The 23926-nt window shown below is 40.2% G+C and carries 19 protein-coding genes; 14 read left to right on the top strand and 5 right to left on the bottom strand.

Translation table 11 applies throughout. The features are described 5' to 3' along the window. Positions 1-8: 8 nt before the first annotated feature. A complete protein-coding gene (locus RIB15_RS02705) occupies positions 9-713 on the bottom strand; it encodes a ComF family protein (protein ID WP_350200613.1) in 705 nt (234 codons plus the stop codon). A 98-nt stretch (positions 714-811) separates the two neighbouring features. Here RIB15_RS02705 and RIB15_RS02710 point away from each other — a divergent pair, with 98 nt between their 5' ends. The 4 genes from RIB15_RS02710 (at position 812) to RIB15_RS02725 (ending at position 5674) form a co-directional block, all read left to right on the top strand. Continuing rightward, a complete protein-coding gene (locus tag RIB15_RS02710) occupies positions 812-1882 on the top strand; it encodes a helix-turn-helix domain-containing protein (RefSeq protein ID WP_350200614.1) in 1071 nt (356 codons plus the stop codon). A gap of 12 nt (positions 1883-1894) precedes the next feature. Continuing rightward, entirely contained in the window at positions 1895-3892 is a 1998-nt protein-coding gene (ligA, locus tag RIB15_RS02715) for an NAD-dependent DNA ligase LigA (protein ID WP_350200615.1), read from the top strand. 118 nt (positions 3893-4010) lie between these two features. Next, complete coding sequence (locus tag RIB15_RS02720) at positions 4011-5225, top strand: alanine dehydrogenase (protein ID WP_350200616.1); 1215 nt, start codon at positions 4011-4013, stop codon at positions 5223-5225. 80 nt (positions 5226-5305) lie between these two features. Further along, positions 5306-5674 (top strand): hypothetical protein, encoded by a 369-nt coding sequence (locus RIB15_RS02725; RefSeq protein ID WP_350200617.1) that lies wholly within the window; start codon positions 5306-5308, stop codon positions 5672-5674. Positions 5675-5753: 79 nt separating this feature from the next. Here RIB15_RS02725 and acs read toward each other — a convergent pair whose 3' ends face one another. Beyond that, positions 5754-7652: an acetate--CoA ligase gene (gene acs / locus RIB15_RS02730; protein WP_350200618.1), complete on the bottom strand. Its 1899-nt coding sequence runs from the start codon at positions 7650-7652 to the stop codon at positions 5754-5756. A gap of 111 nt (positions 7653-7763) precedes the next feature. On the opposite strand from acs, the gene RIB15_RS02735 reads away from it, so the two are divergent. From RIB15_RS02735 to RIB15_RS02745, 3 genes are read left to right on the top strand one after another with little or no spacing between them, the layout of a single operon-like run. Next, positions 7764-10223, top strand: a complete 2460-nt coding sequence (locus RIB15_RS02735) for a ligase-associated DNA damage response DEXH box helicase (RefSeq protein WP_350200619.1) — start codon at positions 7764-7766, stop codon at positions 10221-10223. Continuing rightward, the gene (gene pdeM / locus RIB15_RS02740) at positions 10220-10885 is read left to right on the top strand and encodes a ligase-associated DNA damage response endonuclease PdeM (RefSeq protein WP_350200620.1); all 666 of its coding nucleotides are present in this window, start codon (positions 10220-10222) and stop codon (positions 10883-10885) included. The genes RIB15_RS02735 and pdeM overlap by 4 nt, the downstream gene beginning before the upstream one ends. Positions 10886-10897: 12 nt before the next feature. After that, the gene (locus RIB15_RS02745; RefSeq protein ID WP_350200621.1) at positions 10898-11506 is read left to right on the top strand and encodes a DUF6992 family protein; all 609 of its coding nucleotides are present in this window, start codon (positions 10898-10900) and stop codon (positions 11504-11506) included. Positions 11507-11508: 2 nt separating this feature from the next. Here the strand turns inward: RIB15_RS02745 and RIB15_RS02750 are convergent, their stop codons facing one another. After that, a complete protein-coding gene (locus tag RIB15_RS02750; RefSeq protein WP_350200622.1) occupies positions 11509-12072 on the bottom strand; it encodes an RNA polymerase sigma factor in 564 nt (187 codons plus the stop codon). Positions 12073-12410: 338 nt separating this feature from the next. On the opposite strand from RIB15_RS02750, the gene RIB15_RS02755 reads away from it, so the two are divergent. Genes RIB15_RS02755 through RIB15_RS02765 form a run of 3 tightly spaced genes read left to right on the top strand, consistent with a single transcriptional unit; the run spans position 12411 to position 15974 of the window. Continuing rightward, positions 12411-12599 (top strand): hypothetical protein, encoded by a 189-nt coding sequence (locus RIB15_RS02755; RefSeq protein WP_350200623.1) that lies wholly within the window; start codon positions 12411-12413, stop codon positions 12597-12599. A 51-nt stretch (positions 12600-12650) separates the two neighbouring features. Then, positions 12651-12839, top strand: coding sequence for a hypothetical protein (locus RIB15_RS02760; protein ID WP_350200623.1), 189 nt, complete (start codon positions 12651-12653; stop codon positions 12837-12839). Positions 12840-12884: 45 nt separating this feature from the next. Next, on the top strand, positions 12885-15974 hold the full coding sequence (locus tag RIB15_RS02765) for a CHAT domain-containing protein (protein WP_350200624.1): 3090 nt from the start codon (positions 12885-12887) through the stop codon (positions 15972-15974). Between the two features lie 125 nt (positions 15975-16099). Here the strand turns inward: RIB15_RS02765 and RIB15_RS02770 are convergent, their stop codons facing one another. Then, positions 16100-16840 carry a tetratricopeptide repeat protein gene (locus tag RIB15_RS02770; RefSeq protein WP_350200625.1) on the bottom strand — a complete coding sequence of 247 codons (741 nt, stop codon included), beginning with the start codon at positions 16838-16840 and terminating at the stop codon, positions 16100-16102. Positions 16841-17166: 326 nt separating this feature from the next. Here RIB15_RS02770 and RIB15_RS02775 point away from each other — a divergent pair, with 326 nt between their 5' ends. The 3 genes from RIB15_RS02775 to RIB15_RS02785 are packed head-to-tail and all read left to right on the top strand — an operon-like array spanning position 17167 to position 20373. Continuing rightward, a complete protein-coding gene (locus RIB15_RS02775) occupies positions 17167-18597 on the top strand; it encodes a TlpA family protein disulfide reductase (protein ID WP_350200626.1) in 1431 nt (476 codons plus the stop codon). Next, positions 18597-19715: a glycoside hydrolase family 3 N-terminal domain-containing protein gene (locus tag RIB15_RS02780; protein WP_350200627.1), complete on the top strand. Its 1119-nt coding sequence runs from the start codon at positions 18597-18599 to the stop codon at positions 19713-19715. The genes RIB15_RS02775 and RIB15_RS02780 overlap by 1 nt, the downstream gene beginning before the upstream one ends. Before the next feature lies 1 nt (position 19716). Continuing rightward, the gene (locus RIB15_RS02785) at positions 19717-20373 is read left to right on the top strand and encodes an HD domain-containing protein (protein WP_350200628.1); all 657 of its coding nucleotides are present in this window, start codon (positions 19717-19719) and stop codon (positions 20371-20373) included. Positions 20374-20417: 44 nt separating this feature from the next. Here the strand turns inward: RIB15_RS02785 and RIB15_RS02790 are convergent, their stop codons facing one another. Continuing rightward, positions 20418-23165: a S9 family peptidase gene (locus tag RIB15_RS02790; RefSeq protein WP_350200629.1), complete on the bottom strand. Its 2748-nt coding sequence runs from the start codon at positions 23163-23165 to the stop codon at positions 20418-20420. 110 nt (positions 23166-23275) lie between these two features. Here RIB15_RS02790 and RIB15_RS02795 point away from each other — a divergent pair, with 110 nt between their 5' ends. After that, positions 23276-23851: a DinB family protein gene (locus RIB15_RS02795; protein ID WP_350200630.1), complete on the top strand. Its 576-nt coding sequence runs from the start codon at positions 23276-23278 to the stop codon at positions 23849-23851. Positions 23852-23926: the final 75 nt, after the last annotated feature.

The raw sequence follows: 23926 nt of genomic DNA on the forward strand, positions 1-23926 counted from the left end.
AGAAGGATTCAGGCCTGTGCAACTGTAGCAATCATAATTTCTTTACAACCAGCTTCTTTCAACTCAGAAGCCAGTTCAAATGTGGTTGCACCTGTTGTGAATACATCATCAATAATAATGCAAACTGAGTTTTCAATTGCTTCATATTTCTGAACCTGAAAAGCACCCGAAATATTCTTCCTTCTTTTTTCAAGAGAAAATCCTGTTTGTGTGCTCGTATTCTTGTTCCGAATTACAGCTTCTTGTTCAATAACAGGTAAATTAATGACCTCAGCCACCCCCTTGGCAATATGGAAAGCCTGATTATATCCTCTCATTCTTCTTTTCTTTTTGTGAAGCGGAACCGGGAGCAGACCGACTTTATTATTCTTTATCCTTTCTGTAAAAAAAGGGTTTGCCAGCAGACTTTTCCCTAGTTGCCTCCCCAAATCTTCTCCAACCCCAATCAACCTCTGATACTTTAGCTGGTGCAAAAGATCCTGCAAATGTCCCCCCTTGTCAAAATTCCAAAGCGCGTGCTGTAAACTTATTCCTTCCGGCAGCATAATATCGCTGGAAGCAGTTTTACCCTCTCTAGAGGCTTCTTCAAATTTCTCGTTTAAACACAGATTACAGACAAAGTTTTCGTTGCTGGTTAACTTCAATCCACAAACTGTGCACACTTTTGGAAACAGAACCTCTAAAACACCCTCTTTAAAATTTTTAAAAAGCATAATTTTTCCGCATCAATTAAAGCTAAAAGTTTGCTTTTCCTATCACATTTAATTACTTAGCTTCTTATAATTTTGTAAGCAGACCTAAATTATTTTATATGTCTCTGGGAAAAGACCTCGCTTCTATACGCAAAAGCCAAAACCTCTCTCTTGAGGATATACAAAATGCGATTAAAATTCCTCTCAATACCCTAAAAAGCATTGAGAACGATAGCATTTTTTCTGATGCTACCAAGAACAAAACCTATGTGCGCAGCTTTGTAAGAAGTTATGCCAAGGTATTGAAGATCGATGATGAAGAGATTGTTCAGGCGCTCGATGAAGTCGAAGAGGGAAATTATTACGGAGGTTTGATTAGTGATTCAGCGGAAGAAGTCACAGAAACTGAATTCAAACTGGAACCTAAGGATACTCTCCCTTCCGAAAGTCAGGAAGAGGAGAATCCCGTTTTTCAGGAAGCCAAACCGGAACCCAAGAAACCTAAAAGAACACCCCCTCCCCTCGAAGAAGATTCCATCAACTGGGCCGACATGGGTCGTAAATTTACAACCGTAAGCAAAAATTCCAGAGTATGGCTTTTTGTATTAATCTTAGTGATTGTTGGCTCTTTGGGAACTACAGGCTATTTATTTTGGGATGATATCGGCTCATACTTCCAAAATGAATCCGTAGCAAATGAGCCTGCGTCAAATGACCAAAACGCCATCCCGCCTGCTCCTATAGATTCTTCTGCTTTGGTAGAGAATAATGATCTGCAAACCGGAGAAACGACAAATAATACAAATGAACAAGAAACACCTTCCGGTCCAATCGAACTTGGCGATACACTGACTGTGTCTCTGTACGCTGCTTATGGTCAGCTTGAACCTATTCGTGTTACCAGCGATTTAAACTGGCGAACTAATCCATTCTGGATGGAACAAGGAGAATCGTATTATTTTGATTTCAATGATACCCTATTGGTTCGCGGCCAATACAGCCGTATGCTTTTGATGTTCAATGGTCACGTAATTGAAAATCCACGGCAGAATTACTTTAACTCTGCATTCAATTCCATTATGATAACCCGGGATATTTTAGACCAAGACCGTTATCTGGCTGCTCCTCCAAGCGAATTTCCTCTTAGCGTTGGCCCTCCCGACAGCACAGTTTACAGAATCAGATTTTAGCAGTATTTCCTAATGAATAAGAAAGAAGCCCAGGAACGCGTAGACGAACTTCGTGATCTTCTTGAACAAGCCAATAAAGCCTATTATCAGGATGCTCAGCCTTTTATAAGTGATAGAGAGTTCGATGAAACACTCAAAGAGCTGGAAAAGCTGGAAAAAGAGTTTGATCTCCACGACCCCGAATCTCCTACTCAAAGAGTTGGAGGCGACGTTTCTTCTGTATTTGAAACCGTTCAACATCCGGTTCCGCTACTTAGCTTAGATAACACCTATAACGAAGAAGAGTTAAATGATTTTGATGGACGGGTAAAGAAAATTCTCGGCCACGAAGATTACGAATATATGGTGGAGCTCAAATTTGATGGAGCTTCCCTCCGGCTCCGATACGAAAATGGAAGTTTGGTTCTGGGTGCTACACGCGGTGATGGTGAACAGGGAGATGACATCACAAACAACGTAAAAACCATTCGGGATATACCACTTACATTACAAGGTGATTACCCTGAGATTGTAGAAGTTCGGGGCGAAGCCTATATGGAGCGCGAAGCTTTTGCCCGAATGAATCAACACCGGGAGGAAGAAGGGCTCTCCGTTTTTGCCAATCCGAGAAACTCAACAGCAGGTTCCTTAAAAATGCAGGATCCTAAAGCTGTTTCACAACGCCCGATTCGATTTTTTGCCTTTGATATGCTCTTGGATGAGGAAGACGATGCTCTGACTCAATACAGGAAAGCAGAATTATTGGAAGAATTTGGACTCCCCGTTTCAGAATATCATAGAGTTTGCTCATCGGTGGATGAGGTTCACAAAATCATAAAGGAATGGGATGATTTACGCCATAAACTGCCTTACGAAACAGACGGTGTGGTAATCAAGGTAAATCAGAGTCACCTTCGGGAAGAGCTTGGAACTACTTCTAAATTTCCCAGATGGGCTATCGCGTACAAGTTTAAAGCCGAACAAGCTACTACCACTATCAACGAAATCACCCTTCAGGTTGGCCGGCTAGGCACCATAACTCCGGTTGCAGAACTCGAGCCTGTTGAACTAGCCGGGACTACTGTGAAACGTGCCTCCCTCCATAATGAGGATGAAATTCAGCGCAAGGATATTCGTATCGGTGATACGGTAGTGGTTGAAAAAGCGGGAGAAATTATCCCTCAGGTAATCAGTGTCATAAACCCCGACCGTAAAGACCGGAATAATCCGTTTAAATTTCCAAAAACCTGTCCCGCCTGCGATTCCGAACTTATTAAATACGAAGATGAAGTTGCCTGGCGTTGCGTAAATCCAACTTGTCCTCCACAAGTACGCATTCGTATTGAACACTTTGCTTCGCGTGATGCTATGGATATCGAAGGACTGGGAGAATCAGTAGTTGATCAGTTAGTGTCTGAAGGACTTATCAAAACCTACGCCGACCTTTATGATTTGAGTAAAGATCAAATCATTGAACTGGAGCGCATGGCCGACAAGAGCGCTCAGAATTTAATCGATGCAATCGAAAAAAGTAAGGAGCAGCCTTTTGAACGGGTTATTTATGCTTTGGGAATACGATTTGTAGGAAAGACCGTAGCAAAGGATTTGGCTAAAGCGTTCAAAACGATGGAAAAGCTTCAGTCGGTTGATGAAGAAGAACTCACAGCTGTAGATTCCATAGGCCCGCGTATTGCAGAATCGGTAGTAGAGTTTTTCAGTAACGAAAAAAACCTCGCCATTGTCCAACACCTCGGAGAAAAAGGTCTTCAGTTTGAGCAGGAAGAAGAGGAATTAGCTTCCCATATTTTTGAAGGAAAGAAGTTTGTGCTGACCGGCTCTCTCCCAACCTATACCCGTAAAGAAGCTTCTGACCTGATTGAAAAACATGGAGGTAAAACAGCCTCATCGGTGAGCGGAAATACCGATTTTGTATTAGCTGGAGAATCGGCAGGAAGTAAGCTTGATAAAGCCCGTGAGTTGGGAATTACCGTATTGGATGAAGCCAAATTCCGTGAGTTAATCGGTGAATAATGGATGATATGGTGACTAACTAATCATAAAAACGAACACTATGTCGCTTAATCACCCACCACTTTATCACTCCCTAAAATTCATTATCTTCTCAAAAATCACCTAAGCCCTTCGTTACATGGACATAAAACCACTGGATACGGAACAAATCGGATTGAAGACGCTGGAGAAGCATCTGATTCGATCAAAAAGTGAAGTTTCCCTGAAAATTGGTTTACCCAGAGAGATCTCCAACGATGAACGTCGCGTTACTTTAACACCAGGGGGTGTATCGATTTTAAAGGCGAATGGCCATGATATTTTTATAGAAAAAGGGGCTGGTGAAGATGCAAACTTCCCCGATCGTGAGTATGCTGATGCAGGTGCTGAAATTGCTTATTCTGCCAGCGATGTCTTCAAAAAATCTGATTTGATCCTCAAAATAGCTCCCCTCACAAAAGAAGAGTTTGAGCTTTTGGAGCCAGATCAATCTCTTATTTCAGCCCTGCATATGGGCAGCCAAACCGAGGAGTACCTTAAAGCTCTCACCGAGAAATCTATTACCGGAATTGGTTATGAATTCATCAGAGGCGAAGATAAAGAGTTTCCCATAGTGCGAATGATGCATGAAATCACGGGGTCTATGTCCGTACAAATTGCCGCTCACTATCTCGAAAGCATGAGTGGCGGACAAGGAATAATGCTTGGAGGTATTTCAGGCGTACCACCTGCAACAGTGGTTATTTTAGGAGCTGGAATTACCGGCGAATATGCTGCCCGAACCGCTCTTGGATATGGCGCCCAGGTTTTTGTAATGGATACAGACTTGGCTGCACTTCGACGATTAGAGAATGCTCTTGATCGGCGTATAATTACAGCTGTAGCAAATCATCAATATTTAAATACGGCTCTTAAGTTTGCTGATATCATCATAGGTGCTGCAATGGCTGAAGGAGAACGATCTCCATGTTGGGTAACCGACGAAATGGTTGCAGGGATGAAGGCAGGAAGTGTAATTGTAGATACCGTTATCGATCAGGGTGGATGTGTTGCTACCAGTCGTCCTACCACTCATTCAAACCCTGTTTACTCAGAACATGAGGTGATTCATCATTGTGTGCCAAATATACCGGCCAATGTGCCCAGAACGGCAACATATGCACTCAATAATGTGCTGGTACCTTATATATTATCTATTGGAAATGCTGGTGGGGTAAAAGAATGTTTGTGGGAAAATGTAGCTCTTAGAAATGGCACTTATACATATAAGAAGCACATTACCAAGAAGGCGCTGGCTAAGATGTTTGATATGCCCTACCGTGAAATCGAAATGCTGATCGCCTCCCAGATTTAAAATTTTGAATGGGAAATGCAGAATTTTGAATTACACCAGAAACCATTCAAAATTCATAACCCCTAATTTCAAATTTCCCCATGTCAGAACTAAACGAATCAAATTACAGGCGCATATCGATTATCAATTGGTTACTTACCGTCCCTATGATGGTGCTTTTTGCCTGGCCTTATTACTATGGAGCGGGATTGATAGGCATGGATATTCTGCTTAGATATATCGGAGCTTTTTTCTTTGCAGTCCCCTTTATGCTCACAATCCTGCATGGACATGTTACTATGGCACTTGGCTCGGTTCACCGTCACCATTATTACGATTGGATGACTAACGACAAACCCCTCACCTTTGGCCTATTTTTTCACCCTATGTTCGTCAGAACACGATTCCGTCTCATTATACTAATGATTAGCTTGTTTACCTTACCTGCAGGTTATCTGCTGAGTCTATAAAAAAATAGGGGCGTCCTACACAATACGCCCCTACGATTCCATTAGATATTTTGCAGATACTGCTTAGATAATTTCTAAATCAGTAGGCTGTTCCTTTCTTAATATCTTCAACTACGCTTGGATCAAGCAGAGTTGACGTATCACCAAGGTTCTCGAGATCATTAGCTGCAATCTTTCTCAAGATACGTCGCATAATTTTCCCTGAACGTGTTTTTGGTAACCCGGATACAATCTGAATTTTATCCGGCTTGGCAATCGGACTTATGATTTTTGTAACCAGATCATTGAGTTCTTTCTTGAAAGCTTCAGGATCTTTGATTTCTTCATCACAAATCATAAAGGCAAAGACACCTTGTCCTTTTATATCATGAGGGTAACCAACAACAGCCGTTTCAACTACTTTTTCGTGCTCATCCAGAGCGTTTTCAATTTCAGCTGTTCCCAAACGGTGGCCTGAAACATTAAGTACATCATCCACACGTCCGGTAATACGATAATAGCCATCTTCATCCCGGCGACACCCGTCTCCGGTGAAATAATACCCTTTATACGTACTCAAATAGGTCTGAATGTATCGATCATGATCTCCGTAGACTGTACGGGCTATAGATGGCCATGGATGCTTAATGCATAAATTTCCTGACACATCATTGCCTTCGATTTCATTACCATCCTCATCCATCAGCACTGGGAATACGCCGGGTAGTGGAAGTGTGGCAAAACCCGGTTTTGTTGGTGTGATTCCCGCAAGTGGTGAAATCATAATACCGCCCGTTTCCGTCTGCCACCAGGTATCTACAATGGGGCATTCCCCGCCTCCAATATGCTCGTCATACCAATGCCAGGCTTCCTCATTTATGGGCTCTCCTACTGTTCCCAGAACTTTCAGAGAACTCAGGTCATACTTTTTCACATAATCAATATCGTACGACATCAGCGCACGGATAGCGGTCGGTGCTGTATAGAAATGAGTTACTTCATATTTCTCTACAACTTCCCAAAGACGTCCTGCATCGGGATAGGTTGGCGTACCTTCAAAAATAATTCCGGTAGCTCCGTTAAATAGTGGACCGTAAATAATATAACTGTGCCCGGTAATCCAGCCTGCATCAGCCGTACACCAGTAAATGTCATCAGCCCCAACCTGAAATACCTGCCGGAAGGAATAGCTGGTATAAACCATATAACCGCCACAAGTATGGACCACTCCTTTTGGCTTGCCTGTGGAACCGGATGTATATAGAATAAATAGTGGATCTTCAGCATCCATTTCAACCGCTTCATGTTTTCTTGAAGCATTGCGGATGAGGTTATGCCACCATTCATCTCTTCCTTCTTTCCAGTCAATTTCACGGTTAGTCCGCTGACACACAATCACACTCTCAATAGATGGACTACTTTCTAAAGCTTCATCAGAAATATCTTTCAATGGAACATGCTTATCGCCACGGCGAAGCCCATCATTAGTAATCAGCATCTTGGCTTCACAATCATTTATTCGCTCTGACAAAGACTGAGCCGAAAATCCTGCAAAAACAATAGAGTGAACCGCTCCAATTCGGGCACATGCAAGAGCAGCAATAACAAGCTCAGGAGTCATGGCCATATAGATTACAACCCGGTCTCCTTTCTTTACTCCTTTACTTTCCAAAACATTGGAAAAGCGACAAACATCTTCATGCAGCTGCTTATAAGTTATTGTACGACGAAATGAATCCGGGTGATTTGGTTCAAAAATAAAAGCCGTTTTATTCCCAATAGTATTCAGGTGACGATCTAAAGCATTCTCCGTGATATTCAGCTTTCCGCCTTCAAACCACTTTATATTGGCATCTTCAAAACTTCCACTTTGGGTTTTATCCCATCGCTTCCTCCAATAAAAAGTTCCTGCCTCATGATCCCAGAATTTTAGCCGGTCTTTTTTACTTTCCTCAAAGTTCTCTTTGTACTCGTCGAACGATTTTATATTAAGCCACATTTTTTATTCAGTTTGGTTATTCAATTTTGCTGATGTTGAAGGTTTTTTTGCGGATAATCAAGTCAAACTCTCATTTTGAAAAGATTTAACCATTTTTAGAGTATTTAGTCAATGAGCAAAGGCAGAAAGATTGTTGAAAACTGGTTTGAATCTCGCGGCTGGGATATTTTTCCTTTTCAGCAAGAAGTATGTGATGCCTTTCTTTCGGGTAAAAAAGGGTTACTGAATGCTCCCACCGGAAGCGGTAAAACTTTTGCTTTATTTATGCCCAATCTTATAAAATGGATTGACGAGCATCCGGATGATTTCCAGGATAAAGAAAAAAATGGACTCAAAATTTTATGGATTACTCCATTGAGAGCTCTTGCCAAAGATATCCAAAAGGCGCTGCAAACATCGGTCAATGAAATGGGTATTCCCTGGGAAATCGGGCGCCGTACAGGTGATGTTTCCCAATCTGTAAAACAAAAGCAAAACCGTAAAATGCCGGAAGTACTTATTACCACTCCAGAAAGTGTGCATATCTTGCTGGCCCAAAAAAACTATAAGCGACATTTCAAAAACCTGGAAACCGTAATTGTTGATGAGTGGCATGAACTATTGGGCTCCAAACGAGGTATCCAGACAGAATTAGGAATATCCCGGCTTCGCGGAATTTGTCCTGACCTTTCTGTTTGGGGAATCTCAGCTACAATAGGAAATTTGGATGAAGCATTGGATGTATTAATTGGCCCCAACCAACATGATGAGTCAGTGATCATAAAGGCTGATATCCAAAAAAACATTGAAGCCACTTCAATTTTACCCGATGAAATGGAAAACTTCCCATGGCATGGGCACCTGGGGTTAAAGCTACTTCCTAAAATCCTGCCTGTCATAGATGAAAGTCGCTCTACCCTCATTTTTACAAACACACGGGCTCAATCCGAAATATGGTTTCAGAATTTACTGGAGACAAGACCCGATTTAGCTGGCTCTATTGCAATTCATCACGGATCACTGGACCGTAAAGTGCGGGATTGGGTAGAAGCATCCCTGCACGAAGGAATCCTAAAAGCTGTAGTCTGTACTTCCAGTCTTGATCTGGGCGTAGATTTTAGTCCGGTTGAAACCGTGATTCAAATTGGAAGTCCCAAAGGGGTGGCTAGATTTATGCAACGAGCAGGCCGCAGTGGTCATCAACCGGGTTCAACCAGCAGAATATACTTTGTCCCAACCCACGCTCTGGAATTGGTAGAAGCAGCTGCATTGAGATCAGCTATCAATTCAGAAGAAATGGAAAGCCGTGATCCAATTCTAAAACCTTATGACGTACTCATACAATATCTGGTAACGCTGGCTGTTTCAGATGGATTTTATCCGGATAAAATTTATGAAGAAGTACACAGCACTTTCGCCTATCAGACTCTATCCCAAAAAGAATGGAAAGATATCCTGCAATTCATCACGGTAGGTGGAAAGTCTTTAAGTCGATATGATGAATATTCAAAAGTTGAGGTTGATGAAGACGGACTTTATAAAGTAACCAGCCGAAAGATCGCCCGGCGTCACCGTATGAGTATCGGTACCATTGCCAGCGATGCTATGCTTAGAGTAAAATATATGAGTGGAAAATCATTAGGGGCCGTTGAAGAATGGTTTATAGCTCAGTTAAACATTGGTGACACTTTTTGGTTTGCCGGACGGAATCTGGAACTTATAAAAATGAAGGATATGACCGTTTATGTACGCAGGGCAAAGGGAAGCTCCTCAAAAGTCCCCAGTTATATGGGTGGGCGAATGTCCCTTTCATCCAATATGACCAATATCCTCCGCAACAAAATGCACCACGCAGTTTCAGGAGATTATGACGATGTTGAATTAAAAACACTGGATCCACTTTTCAATATACAGCGCGATTGGTCCATTTTGCCGGATGATGACCAGTTTCTCATTGAAAAGTCATTTTCCCGGGAAGGATGCCATGTGTTTTTCTTTCCTTTTGAAGGCCGGTATGTACATGAAGGAATGTCTGCCCTTATTGCTCATCGTATTTCACAAATGACGCCCATTACATTCTCTATTGCAATGAATGACTATGGTTTTGAATTGCTTTCTGATCAGGATATCCCTATCGAGACTGCCTTGAAAAATGATCTATTCTCTCCCAAAAACCTTATGGAAGATATTATGGCCAGTATCAACAGTGCAGAGTTGGCCAAACGCAGGTTCAGGGAGATTTGTCAAATCGCTGGACTCGTTTTTCAGGGATTTCCAGGGCAAGCTAAAACCAATAAGCATCTCCAAATGTCGAGTAGCCTTTTCTTTGATGTATTTATGGAACACGAGCCCGATCACTTATTAATTCAGCAAGCTTTTAATGAAGTGATGAGCATACAACTTGACGAAATACGACTCCGAAAGGCTCTTAAAAAGATTTCAGAACAAGAAACTGTTTTCAATCTGACAGAACGATTTACTCCTTACTCGTTCCCAATAATGGTAGACCGGCTAAGAGAAAAACTTAGTTCGGAAAAATTAACCGACCGAATTCAAAAAATGCAGCTTCAACTGGAGAAGCATGTTAAATGAGTTTTAAAAACACCGAAATATTCGAACTAAAAAATCAAACTTTAGAACTGCTCCCGGAAAAGGCTTTGTTTTGGAAAGAACAAAAAATACTGGTGGTTTCCGATGTGCATTTTGGAAAATCTGGTCATTTTCGAAAACATGGAATTGCTGTACCTAATTCAGTTAACAAATCAAACATTAGCCGACTCGATAAATTGGTTCTGAAAACACATCCTGAAAAACTAATCTTTCTTGGCGACCTATTTCACAGCGAATCCAACAACGAGGTCGATCAATTTAAAGAGTGGAGGCAAAAATATGCATCTGTAGAAATGGTTTTAACCATAGGAAATCACGACCTCCTCGCAGGCTTTGAATACGAAAAAATGGGCCTAAATTGTGTAAATCAATTTAAAGCCGAGCCCTTTACGTTTCTTCATGACGAATCCGATGATCATCAATCAGAATCTTATTGTATCTCAGGACATATTCATCCCGCAATAAAACTGAAAGGCAAAGGCCGTCAACAACTTTATACACCCTGTTTCTATTTCGGAACCAAATCCGCACTGTTACCAGCATTTGGAAGCTTTACAGGAAATTATAGAATCAGTCCCGCACAGAATGAATCTGTTTTCGCAATTGTTGAACAAAAAATAATTCAAATACCTGTCGATAATTAGCCAAAGCTAAAAATGTGTTACAAGCAATTTTTACCCATTCTATTCTTTTTTTCGGGAGCTCTTTTTTTCTTCTATCCCGAAATGTTACACGCACAAAACGACACATTTGACGCTCAATTCTACGCACAAAAATCATACGATTTACAAAAAAAGGGTATGATTGCCCTGGGAAGTTGGGCTGCTTTAAACATTTTTTCGGGCTCAGCCGGGTATTTTCTGAGCGAGAAATCAACTAAATATTTCCATCAGATGAATGCAGGATGGAATCTGGTAAATGCAGGAATTGCAGGCTTTGCTCTTTACAATATTTCTCAGATCGATGCTTCTTCTTTATCGTATTCACAATCGGTTATCGAACTTCAAAAACTGGATAAAATTTTGCTCCTCAATACAGGTTTAGATATTGGCTATATGGCAACCGGAGCATGGCTTTGGGAACGAGGCTTGAGAAAAAAATCAGAAAGACTGGAAGGATATGGAAAAGCTCTTCTTGTACAAGGCGGGTTCCTGTTTGCATTCGACATCATCCTTTACTTATTACACAGTCCTGTAACATCAGATCTAATACAGATTTCTGAAAGCATGACGATTACTGCATCAGGCTTCAGAATAGATTTCTAGTGTTACTGATTGGATTTGCGCTTGTAACAGTGATGCAGGCGACTTAGAATTCGATGCTTGCGGGTACGTACATTGGCATTGGACAAATCAAACTCCTGAACAGCATCATCGGTGCTTGCGTCCGGTTTATCCATAAAATATTCAATGAATTCCCGCGATTTTTTACGGAGCTCACTTAAGCATTCCTCAAGAATTCTCTGGCGTTCTTTGTCCAGTAAGTTTTTAAACTGCTCTTCAGGTTCATATACCTCATTAAATGCCTCATCATCATAATTAAACTTATGCTGACGCTTCACATAACGAAGATATTCATGTCTGCATGCTTTAATGAGATAACTAAAGATATACTTACTATTCTTGATATTATTCTTACGAACCTGTTCAAACACATCTAAAAAAGCCTGCTGAACACATTCTTTTGCTGCATTGGCTTCTGCACTCATCACTACCTGAAGATAGTCCTCAAGCCTGGGGATCACTTCCGATAAAAGCTCGCCAGCTTTCTCATCATCCCCCTTCTGGAGCGCTTCTACTAATTCCGAATAATCAACTCTGAGTTGTGCCAAACTAACCAACCACTAATTAAAATTTTCAGCACCATTTGTGCTTTTCTAAAACGCAATAATCTGTTGTAGACTATCACACCTTATAATCTGTCAAAATGTTAACAGCTTCAATAATAAGTGATTTTTTTTGAATTATTAATCCTTTTTAATCTTTTAGTGGCGGCTATAAATATTAAAATTTAGATTAGATGTGTAACAAATAGCTTAAAAAACACTCTTATACTGGAGTATAAGTATGCTTTTAAATAAAAATATTGACCTTTATAAAAATTGTAACAAATCAAGCTTAAAGTACTCTTGTACTTAACCCAAAATTTAATCTTAAAACCATTATATCCATGAAATCTCTTAAATCTCTTTTCGCCCTGATTGCTATCGTTTCTCTTTCTTTCGGATGTGCTTCGGTGACCGATGCTTCCCTCAACGATGAGCTGACCAGCGAACCTGCTGTCGAAACCACCACAACCGGCAACGGCGTATTCTCCGGCGGCAATGACGTGAAGCCTATTCTTGAAAAACCCTGGTAGTCACGACCTCAACAACCACTTAACTCAATCAACTACAAATCTATTACTATCATGAAATCTCTTAAATCTCTTTTCGCCCTGATTGCTATCGTTTCTCTTTCTTTCGGATGTGCTTCGGTGACCGATGCCTCCCTCAACGATGAGCTGACCAGCGAACCTGCTGTCGAAACCACCACAACCGGCAACGGCGTATTCTCCGGCGGCAATGATGTGAAGCCTATTCTTGAAAAACCTTGGTAATAAACAGGATTTCCTTACCTTAATACCTCATTCAGATGATTAGTTGTGATCCTACTTTATATAATATTTTTTGCTTTTTCATCTCCAGATACTGCCTATGTTGAAAAAACCCAACAACAGGTAAGTCGTTATGTATCCAATTTACAGGAAGGACATCAAATAAGTTTAAGCAGTTGGGCCATTTATGAGATTGCATCACAGAATTGCAAGGGGCTTAAAATTGTACAATCATATATACATGAGATACCTAAACAATCGGGTTTTTACAAAGATATAAACTGTGATTCATTAGACGAGCTGAGTGCTAATGCCAACGGGATCTCATTCTGGGACAAAAACGTCTCAACTCTTTACAATCAAATTATAGAAAGTGAGGATACAGTTTCTACAAGCATTCTAGGATATGATGAATATCCATTGATACATTTTCATATGCTGATGGGAAATAATCCGTTTAAGTATTACTCCCGAAATTATTTAGAGAAAGCATTAAAAAGCTGGACAAGTTATATAAATTCAGAAAATGAGAACGGTGGCTTTGAATATGCCATTATACTTTCCAATGTTATCAGGGTAGCTTATGTACTCGATGAATATAATATTATACAAGAAAATTACACTCTATTTGTCAACCAAAATTGGTTGCCAAATTCAATTTACAGGCTAAAGCTTTTGGGAGCTTTTGAATATACGTTTTATATCCATGGGCAATACGATAAATCACTACAGGTACAAAGAAACCATACATTGCCTCTTGCTAAGTTTATTGGGAATAATAATGAAATCAATTCTATAAAAAGTAGGCAAGGCGTTTATTTATTCTCCTTAGGGAAATATCAAGACTCAAAAAAAATTTATGAAGATCTATACAATGAGTCAGAGACTTTAGAAGAACAGTACTCTCTTTTCACAAACCTAGGGGCTACTTACCAAAAACTTGGGCAATCTAATAAATACATTTCTTTCCAGTTACGCGCACTGGAGCAAGACATAAAACAATATACCAGCCTGCTCAGTATTTATCGAAACCTCTTTATTTATTATACATCGATAAAAGATGTCAATACTGCGATGAATTATATCGAACAAGCAAGAGAGGTAGCTTTACAAAATTCTGATACAACAGAATTAGCTCTAATTAATTCTTATTTGGGTAGTTTTTACTGGACAAATTATAAAGATGCTGAAATGGCTTTAGCTAATTTAAATTCAGCAGCACAAATATTATCCCCGGAGCGAAATTACGATACGTATATTGATCTTCTGATAGAAAAAGGCGTTATACTCAGCAAAACAGACTCACTTCCTGAGGCAAGAAAAGTCTTTCAGAAAATAAAAGAGCTAACCCTATCTCGCTCTAATACTCCTGACTACCTTGATGCAGTTATTAACCTTACCGCATTAGACTTAAAACAACATAAATTATCTGAAGCTGGTAATAAGCTTGAGGAAATTACGCTTTATTCTCTTGACGACCTTGACTTTCAATTATCTGTAAAATATCAAACTATAAAAACGGACTATCTTAGCTTAACTGGAAATGATAGAGCTGCAATAGATAATTTGTTACCCATTATTGATCAGGTTATTGATCGCGCTAAGAATAATACTGACTCTCAGGAGGGCTATTGGTCTGTCGAAGATGAATATCTGGATGCTTTCGAGTTAATTGTTGAACTTCTTATTGAGAATAACAGAAATGCAGAAGCACTTTCTATTCTAGATCGTCTTAAAACAATCAATGATGCTACGCTTTATAACAGTCCTCTAGTGAAAGCGGCTAAGCTAACTGAAGAAGAATTGGCAGAAGAAAAAAGACTGAATCAACGAATCCAGTCTCTTAGAAAAAAATACTTAAATGCAGGTGAGGAAGAGAGGTTTCAAATAAAAACAGAAATCGATCGTATTTCCGCGACAAGAGAGCAAATTTTAGCACAGGTTAATTTAGCTAAAGAAGAACCACTACCTCCTATTTGGTCGATACAACGATCTCTGAACGAAAATGAGCTGTTGCTACATTTCACAGAAGTAGGTTCAAAGTTATACGTTAGTTATCTGACATCTTCTGATATTAGTATAAAATATTATGCCTTTGACAAGGAACGTCAGGCAGTTTTCACCCAGATTGGAGATCATCTTGCATCGGGAAAAACAAACTTATTTGAGCTTTACGACTTATATGAAATTCTGGAGCTAAAAGAGATCCCAAAAAACATACATCAGGTTTCGGTTATTCCGGACAATTACCTTTACCGAATACCCCTTGAAGTACTGCCAACAGAAAGGCCCGATTCACCTGTTAGTTTTGGAAGCAGCCATTATTTAATTGAAGACTATCACTTCCGGTATTTTACTTCTCTCAAAGAGTTTGATCGTAATCGGCGGTCTTTTACTACCTCAACAGAGAGTGACTTTACTGGCTTTGCAATCTCTGATTTCCAGAATTTCAGTGGCACAAATTTACCTTCCCTGCCCTATGCTACAGTAGAAACAAATAATATCTCCTCTGCTCTCTCTTCCTTTAAGAATAAGAAAGTATTTACAGGTGATGCAGCCACAAAAAACATTTTTAAACAGAAAGTTGGTACTTCCCGGCTTGTTCATGTGGCTACGCATAGTGAAGTTTCAGAACAAGATCCTTTATTCTCGACTATTTATCTGAAAAACTCTACTGACTCGGATACATTACAGTCAGATCAGGCTCTTTATGCCTATGAACTATTCGATACTCCATTGAATAGTGAATTTATCATGCTAAACTCTTGCAGCTCTGGATCGGGTAACTATATACAAGGTAGTGGAATAATGGGAATAAGCCGAGCCCTCAGATATGCCGGTGCCAAAAGCCTGGCTTTAAATTTATGGTCAGTTAATGATAAAGTAGCTTCAGAATTTGCAACCGACTTTTATGATTATCTGAATAAAGGTGAAACCAAAAGTGAGGCCATTAGAAATGCAAAGCTTAATCAATTAAAGAGAGCTAATGCCAATCCTCATTTTTGGGGAGCTTACATGATGATTGGCAACCCCTCACCTGTAACTGGAAAATCTGCAAATACCGCATTAATGTTTTCACTTTTAGCCATGACAATGTTGTTGACTGGATTTATTACTTATAGAAAAGAGAAAGAGTAAAAGCCGTCCTGTACTATTTGCTTCAAGGTTCAACTTTAGAGAGATGAGTAACAAAAAAAGACGCTTATCTTAATTAAAAGAAAGCGTCTTAAATAACATATTATTTAGTCTAAATTTCTATCTGCTTACCTTACATTTTCCAGGGCATCAACATAAGTCTTGGCGACACGGCTGTAAGCTCCATTAAGCTCATAAGCGTTTTTAAACGCTTGTTCTGCTTCTTCAAGCCGGTCTAGTTGGAAATAAGTATTACCTAAAAACCAATATCCTTTCTCCAGCGTAAGCACATCAATATTTTCCTGTGCTGTTACAATTTCGAAATTTTCAATGGAGGATATATAATTACCGGTGTTGTATTGGATTGAACCCAGACTCAATGCAATTTCAGCTTTCAACTGCGGGTCTGTAGTCTCTTCCAATTCTGCCTCAAGTAAAGAAATTGCTTCCTGAACTTCACCATCTGTAGCCATACGTATAGCTCTTCGAATTATATCACTTGTAACAGTGGCCGAAACACCTTCAGCATCACGCACAACATCTAAACCTATTTGAGCTATTGGACTTACCGAAAAATCACCATTGGTATTTAAATTCAAAACACCAATCACCGACGCTATCAAAATTACTGCGGCAGCAGCCGAATATTGAGCAACTTTTCGGAAAGAATATACTTTTGAGGAAGGTTTTGCTGACTGCTTACGATCAATGACTGCTTTTAAATTAGCAACACTCTTCATGTAGTCCATGTAATATTCATCCTGAATAAGCTCGGCCCACAATTCGTCAGTTTGCTCAGCATCAAGCCTGCCGTTCACATACAGATCAATTTTCCTCTCCAATTCTTTATTAATCTTACTTTCTATCATTTTCGTTGTTATAATAGTTATGATTACTAACTGTGGTAATTAAACGTTCAACATAAACCGCTTGGCGTTGCTGCTCCTGTACCTCACGCGTATGTAGCTTGCCGTCTTTGCACTACCCATATCAAATTATCTTCTGACAAGAGTAAGCACATTCTTTTTTGTTACACTTTTTTTTCAATTTTTTTGAAATAACTATTTTGCACTTTATTTCTTTTACTAAAAGAGAATTTCAAGCAATAATGTTACAGTATTTCCCTTTACCAATAAGAATATTAAACGATTTTAATCCTCGGAACTTTATGCCCTCTGTCTTTAGCCTTAAGTACTTGCCAGTACTCGTAATTATATTTGCTTCCTGTAATCAAAATAACACTACCATAAAAGGTAGCATTGACTATGTTGGAGATACTCATATTGTTCTGCAGCAACAGCCTGTCCACTACAAGTATTCTCCGATCCAAAGAGACACCTTGAACGTAACAGACCAGGGTGAATTTTCTTTTACCACTTCCCTGGGTTCTCAACAGATTCGAACTTTGCAAATCAATGATGAAAGTTATCCTCTGGTTTTGGAACCAAAAGTAAATTTAGATCTGGTAATAAACCGGGCTGATTTCCCACAGGGAGTGAAGGTTGAGGGATATTTAGAAAACTGGGATACACGATATAACAACTATTTGTCCGAAACGGAAGAAATTGAGTCTCAAATTCCAATCGAAGAGGAAAAAATTAAAGTTGGTCAAGAGAATAACCTGCTGGAACTCAGTAAAAGGAAATATAAAATTGCTGAGAATTATCTAAAAAGCACCCCTTTGCGTGATTATTACTTAAAAGCCATCGGCGAATACCTGGTTTTTAAAATAAGAGCTATTGAATATAATCAACGGTTTTATGAGGGTTTTAATGCCGATTCAGCCCGAAAAGAAGTTTTCAATGAGGCATATTCTCTTAACTTTTTCACACTTAAATCTCTGAAGGCTCAACGTGCCGGGATCCGTGACTTTGCGCATTATTATGCCCGTACATTTGGAATCTATGACAGTGTTAAAAAAGAGTATGGACAAGATTTATCTGAATACGACATAAAAAGATTAGCGTATGAAGAGCTTAATGAAAAAAGGCTGGAAGTGCTAAGTCATATAGAAAACCGGGATGCTCTGGCACACGCAAAGATGTATCTGGTTGCCGAGCGTATCGGAGAGCAGGACCTGGAAACAGCTACTCCAAGTTACGAAGCATATTTAGAGGAGTTTTCAGACTATCCAGAGTACACAAATTTCCTTGGCTATTTCTACAGAGAAATTAAATCCGTTTCTCCGGGTCAGCCGGCTGTTCCTTTTTCCCTGCCAGATATTGATGGGGATATCCATACCATGAAAGATTACAGAGGTAAATTTGTACTTCTCGACTTTTGGGCGGGATGGTGCCAGCCATGCCTGGAAGAATTTTCATATATGAAAGATATCTATAGCAATTATTCCCGTGATGAGCTGGAAATCATCGGAATTTCTAATGAAGTAGATAGCCTGGTTTGGGTTCAGGATATTCAACGATTCGAACTACCCTGGATTCAACTCTATGGAGGTAACGGGTTCAACGAAGAAACATTTAAAGCCTACAAAGGTGGAGGCATTCCTTTTTATGTTTTGGTTGACCCAGATGGAAGAATTTCAAGGTATAACGATGTTCGTCCTTCTTTTAATTTCACTTCTGTGTTAGACAGCTTACTTTCAGACTACAATAAACAACTCAATTAATGAACCGAATCTTAATCATCCTATTCATTCTGATTTCCGTTGCGGGTTGTCAGAAAAAAGAACAACCCTCTGAAGAAATTATCGAATCAAAAAAGCTGGGGCAGATGCTTATTGTTGGTTTCAGAGGCACCGAGGTCTCCCCGGATCATCCTGTCATCAAAAATCTGAAAGAATTAAATGTAGGCGGAGTGATCTTATATGATTATGATCATACCCTGAAAACCTTTGACCGAAACATCGAATCCCAAGACCAGCTGCTTAAACTTTCCAGTGACCTGATTTCTAATGCATCAACCCCTCCTATTATTGCAGTTCATCAGGATGGCGGACCTCAAGCTCCACTTAGCAAATTGTACAATGATTCAGGGAAATTCTCTGAAGGTTTCCTGCAAGATTCAGCATCTACTGTTTCATACTACAGAAAATTTGCTCAGGAATTTATGGTTCTTGGGCTTAATACTAACTTTAATCCTCGTTTGGATTTACAAACCCCGACTAATCAGGCTCCAACTCCGGGCATTATTTCATCTGATCCACAATTGGCAATTGAACAGGCCAATTATATTCTTGATGAATTTGATAAGGAGAGAATGTTTAGCGTCCCCAAATATTTTCCAGGCTACAGCAGTGACTATCAGCCCACAGATTCTGCAGATGATATTACAGGTGTTTGGTCAGAGGATTTCCTGACACCCTACCGTTCACTTCTCGCATCAGAACGGGATATTTGGGGTATTATGACTGCACACAGCTTCAACGCCAATATTGATACGACCTGGCCAGGCACAATGTCTGAAAAAACAATTTCCGGATTACTACGCGACTCTCTGGGTTTTGATGGTGTGGTTATTTCCGATGATCTCCAAAAACCCATCATTACCAGTAAATATGATCTCGAGACCGCTATTCAGCAATCTATTAATGCCGGGGTAGATATCCTGGTTCTGGGCAATAATCACACTTATGATGAAAACATTGCTGAACGTGCTATCTCAATCATACAGAAGCTACTACGCGAAGGCGAAATAGAAAAAGAAAGGGTGCAAGAATCCCTGGCTCGCATCGATTCGCTCAAAACAAATGTAATTGCTGACCTTTGCACTTGCTTTAATTTTTAGAATGAATAAATCAGACATCCTTTCCAGAACAGAAGACTATGTGCGCCAAAAACTGGAAGGCGAAGGCACGGGGCACGACTGGTGGCACATTCACAGAGTCAGAAGCACAGCTATTCAACTTGGGAAAAAAGAAGATGCTGACCCTTTTATTGTTGAGCTAGCCGCTTTGCTGCACGACATAGCAGATCATAAATTTCATAATGGTAACGAAGAGATAGGTCCTGAAACCGCCCGAAAATGGCTTCGGCAGTTAGAGGTAAAGGATTCCGCCATCCTCCATATTTGCGATATCATCCGGGATATTTCCTATAAAGGATCTGAAGTAGAAACCCCCATGAAAACAATTGAGGGCAAAGTAGTTCAGGATGCTGACCGGCTGGATGCCTTAGGTGCAATCGGTATTGCCCGTGCCTTTGCTTATGGCGGACACAAAGGCCGCGAACTTTATAATCCGGAAATAGCCCCGGAAAGTCATGCCTCATTTGAAGAATACAAAAAAAGTACAGGCCCCACTATCAATCATTTTTATGAAAAACTATTTCTACTCAAAGACCGGATGAACACCGAGGCCGGAAGAAAAGAAGCAGAAAAACGGCATCAGTTCATGAAAGAATTCATTAACCAGTTCTTATCTGAATGGGATGGAAGTTTTGAATGATGAATGTTGAATTAACGTAACCCAACATTCATCATTTTACATTTCTAATCTCCAATGTATGCTTCTCCTTCAGTAATCCATTCTGGTTCACCTACCCCCTTCAGATAGTAATCGAAGTATTCTTTCATTCGAATCGCATAATCCAGTTTATTTGAGAATTTTTGGGGGTGATGCGGTTCATCGTGATACTGTAGAAACACCACGTCTTTATTGAAACGCCGCATCGCCAGGTACATCTCTATACTTTGATACCAGGGAACCGCTCCGTCAGCATCACCATGCATAATCAGCATTGGCGTAGTAATTTTGTCGGCAAAGAAGACCGGTGAGTTCTCAATGTATTTTTCGGGAGCATCTACCAGGCTCTGTCCTATACGGCTTTGAGTTCGCTCATACTGAAACTGCCGGGCAAGGCCAGATCCCCATCGAATTCCACTATATGCACTGGTCATATTACTTACAGGAGCACCCGAAACAGCGGCATCAAAAATATCCGTTTGTGTTACCATAAATGCTGTTTGGTAACCACTCCAAGAGTGTCCGTGCAGCCCCAGTTTATCTTCATCAGCGATACCCATCTCAATCAGTTTCTGAATACCGGGAACCAAACTTTTGGTAGCAGCAAATCCGGGACGGCCAATTTCAAAGCGAATATCCGGAAGAAAAACCACGTATTCGTCACTGACATATTGGGCAAAAACCGGCCGGTGATTGGTCTTTGGTTCATTAAAATCATGCAGCCGATCCGTAAAAAATCGATAGTAATACGTCATAATTGGATAGCGCTTATTCGGATCATAGTTATCCGGTTTGATAACTATTCCTTGAATAAACTTTCCATCCAGACTCAACCAATCAATCAATTCAGCTTTGCCCCAATTCCATTTTTTGTGTAAGTCTTCATGTAGATTAGTGAGCTTATTCGTTCGCTTAAACTGCCAGTTATTAGACACCCAAATATTTGGAAATTCATCGTAAGCTTCACGCTTGTACAAAACGGTATTTGCTTCTTCCGCTTTTTCAACGAAAGTAAATTTCTTGTCTTCTTCCAATAACCTGCTTACTCCAGAACGATTCGCTTTTGCTGAATAGAACCCAAAGTTTTTATTCAAATGGTGATAGGATGTCAACAACAACTCTTCATTATCAGCATATGGTTCTCCCCAATCTTTATTCATTCTTTCGATACGGAATATTCGCTTGGCTTCCCGGCCGGCTCCATCCGTAATATTTGTCGGATCGCTGAAATCGGTTGGAAACCTCCAGATGTCATATTTGTCGTAAATCATAACAGCACGATCACCTTCGATCCACCCAGCCACGCCGTAATCAGGCACACGCGATGGATAATCATGATCTTCGTTGTAGAAAGGTACATCCAGATTCGAAGTAATATTTCTGGATGTGCCGGTTTCAATATTCCAGAGATACCAGTTTTTATTCTCATAAAAAGCCGCAAATTTGCCTGCCGGAGAAAGGTTCACCCCTTCTGATAACTTCTTCCCGATAAGTGTTCGCTCTCCCGTTTCTAAATCAACATAATACCAGTCATTAAAAAAACCTTCCCACGTCATTTCCTTCATATATGGAACCTGCGAACTTCCCAGCACTACATTCGGGTTATTGGCAATATTGATCTCTGGCATTTCATGGTCAGCCAGCTGCACCCACTCTTCTTTATCAAGATGATACACCGCCATATACAAATGGTTTTTTGTGGAATTCCAGGAAACTTTTTCATGCGTTTTGATTCGGGGGTCGTCTCCGTGCCAGATATCCAGTCCTCGACCTTCTACGATATCATTCACGTCGTAGATATCTACTTCATCGTTTTTGGCATCATCTTTCCTGGTATCCAGCGCCGCCATTTCAGCATCCATGAACCCAAAAAACAGGCGATCTCCGTCATGGGTAAAAGTCAGGCTATTATTCGAGCGGAGGGCAAAACCTTCGTTGCCTTCATCAGCCCTAAGAATCGTTGAAACGTTCGCTGATTCTGCATTCCAAATGTGTATAGAAGCGTTACTCTCTACGAAAGAAGTATCATACGTCGCTTTGGTGAAAGCCAGCTTTTGCAGATCATGGTCCCAGGTCAGGTTCGAATAATATCCACTTTTCGAGACATCCACGGGTTTAGATTCCCGATCGTTCAAGTCAAAAACATACAACCCATTTTCCTGATCAGATGTGTCTACAATGGAGTAGGCCAGATAATTAGAAAGACTATCAAATGCCATTTCGTGAACGAATGCAAGAGAAAACTCTATTCCAGATTCTACGTTTCTCAATGTGACTTCTGAACCCAGTTTTTTATTCTTTGATTTAAGGTCTTCTACCTCTTTGGACTGATAACGTTGAATAGCCAGCCAGCTTCCATCCTCAGAGAAAGTAAACGACTGAACACTATCAAATTCTGTGATTGAACCATCGTTCGTCGAAAGCAAAGATAATCCTTGTCGTGGTTTATTCTTTTTGGCTTTCAGTTCTTCTGCTAGTGGTACTTTTCGGAAAGCAGCTACCCAGCTACCGTTTGGTGTAATTTTAGGCGAAGCTCCCAAAGTAATGGAATACGTATTCCGGCCATTGGTACTTTTTACATCCACCCGGCCATCGCCCCGGTCGGGCCACACTTCATATGCCACCCAGTTTCCGTTGCCTGATAGTTCAATAGAGCCGATATCTTCAAACTTCATTACATCTTCGAAACTCAAAACACCCTGAGCCGTAGCCAATGATGGAAAAACAAGTGCAGCGATTACAAAAAGAAATAAACGATTTTTCAGTGAATACATGATTCTATACTTTGTTGAGAATGATGACTCAAATAAAATAGATTCAGGCATCAGATGAAATCCTGAATCAATTTGTTTAGGAATCTTTTACCTCACTTAAATTATTTGCTATGAAAAACTCAGATTACACCTATAATTACCTTGTCAATGCTTTTGCTGGTGCAAAAGAAACAGCCGAAGAGTTGGTACATGATGTAGATGATCAGGTATTTCTTCGCAAACCTGCTGAAGATAAATGGTGTATGGGAGAGATTTTGAGCCATCTTATACAAGCCGGAAACGAGTATTTACCTCAAATAAAAAAAGGATTGAATAAACCTCACGAAAATTTGGCAGCGGGTGGCGAACCTTTTACTCCCAACTTCCTTTTTCGGTGGTTTATTTATTTTGTGAGCCCGGAATACCAGCGACCTGTTCCAACTGTCAAACCTTTTGAACCCATAAATGCAGTTGATATTAATCGACAAAAAATACTAGCAGATTTTCTAAAACTTCAGGATGAGTTTATACATATTCTCAAACAAGCCAAGCTTGAGCAACTTGATTTAGACCGTATTAAAACCAGGAATCCCATCATCAAATTTGTTCCTATGTCTTTAACGGCCTGTTTCGCTATTCAGGAAGCTCATCAAAGGCGCCATTTTGAACAAATGAAAGAATTGAAAAAAAGGTTTGGTAGTGTCTAGCGTCATTTCTGTGCACGCAGGAATCTGATTCACTTATCTATTTCTTAGCTTTATACAAACAGGCGTCAGACATTC

The sequence above is a fragment of the Gracilimonas sp. genome, from assembly GCF_040218225.1.
GTDB lineage: Bacteria > Bacteroidota > Rhodothermia > Balneolales > Balneolaceae > Gracilimonas.

Excerpts from the sequence above, each read along its gene's own strand:
- RIB15_RS02705 (WP_350200613.1), bottom strand. The coding sequence starts at position 713 with ATGCTTTTTAAAAATTTTAAAGAGGGTGTTTTAGAGGTTCTGTTTCCA.
- RIB15_RS02710 (WP_350200614.1), top strand. The coding sequence starts at position 812 with ATGTCTCTGGGAAAAGACCTCGCTTCTATACGCAAAAGCCAAAACCTC.
- ligA (WP_350200615.1), top strand. The coding sequence starts at position 1,895 with ATGAATAAGAAAGAAGCCCAGGAACGCGTAGACGAACTTCGTGATCTT.
- RIB15_RS02720 (WP_350200616.1), top strand. The coding sequence starts at position 4,011 with ATGGACATAAAACCACTGGATACGGAACAAATCGGATTGAAGACGCTG.
- RIB15_RS02725 (WP_350200617.1), top strand. The coding sequence starts at position 5,306 with ATGTCAGAACTAAACGAATCAAATTACAGGCGCATATCGATTATCAAT.
- acs (WP_350200618.1), bottom strand. The coding sequence starts at position 7,652 with ATGTGGCTTAATATAAAATCGTTCGACGAGTACAAAGAGAACTTTGAG.
- RIB15_RS02735 (WP_350200619.1), top strand. The coding sequence starts at position 7,764 with ATGAGCAAAGGCAGAAAGATTGTTGAAAACTGGTTTGAATCTCGCGGC.
- pdeM (WP_350200620.1), top strand. The coding sequence starts at position 10,220 with ATGAGTTTTAAAAACACCGAAATATTCGAACTAAAAAATCAAACTTTA.
- RIB15_RS02745 (WP_350200621.1), top strand. The coding sequence starts at position 10,898 with ATGTGTTACAAGCAATTTTTACCCATTCTATTCTTTTTTTCGGGAGCT.
- RIB15_RS02755 (WP_350200623.1), top strand. The coding sequence starts at position 12,411 with ATGAAATCTCTTAAATCTCTTTTCGCCCTGATTGCTATCGTTTCTCTT.
- RIB15_RS02760 (WP_350200623.1), top strand. The coding sequence starts at position 12,651 with ATGAAATCTCTTAAATCTCTTTTCGCCCTGATTGCTATCGTTTCTCTT.
- RIB15_RS02770 (WP_350200625.1), bottom strand. The coding sequence starts at position 16,840 with ATGATAGAAAGTAAGATTAATAAAGAATTGGAGAGGAAAATTGATCTG.
- RIB15_RS02780 (WP_350200627.1), top strand. The coding sequence starts at position 18,597 with ATGAACCGAATCTTAATCATCCTATTCATTCTGATTTCCGTTGCGGGT.
- RIB15_RS02785 (WP_350200628.1), top strand. The coding sequence starts at position 19,717 with ATGAATAAATCAGACATCCTTTCCAGAACAGAAGACTATGTGCGCCAA.
- RIB15_RS02790 (WP_350200629.1), bottom strand. The coding sequence starts at position 23,165 with ATGTATTCACTGAAAAATCGTTTATTTCTTTTTGTAATCGCTGCACTT.
- RIB15_RS02795 (WP_350200630.1), top strand. The coding sequence starts at position 23,276 with ATGAAAAACTCAGATTACACCTATAATTACCTTGTCAATGCTTTTGCT.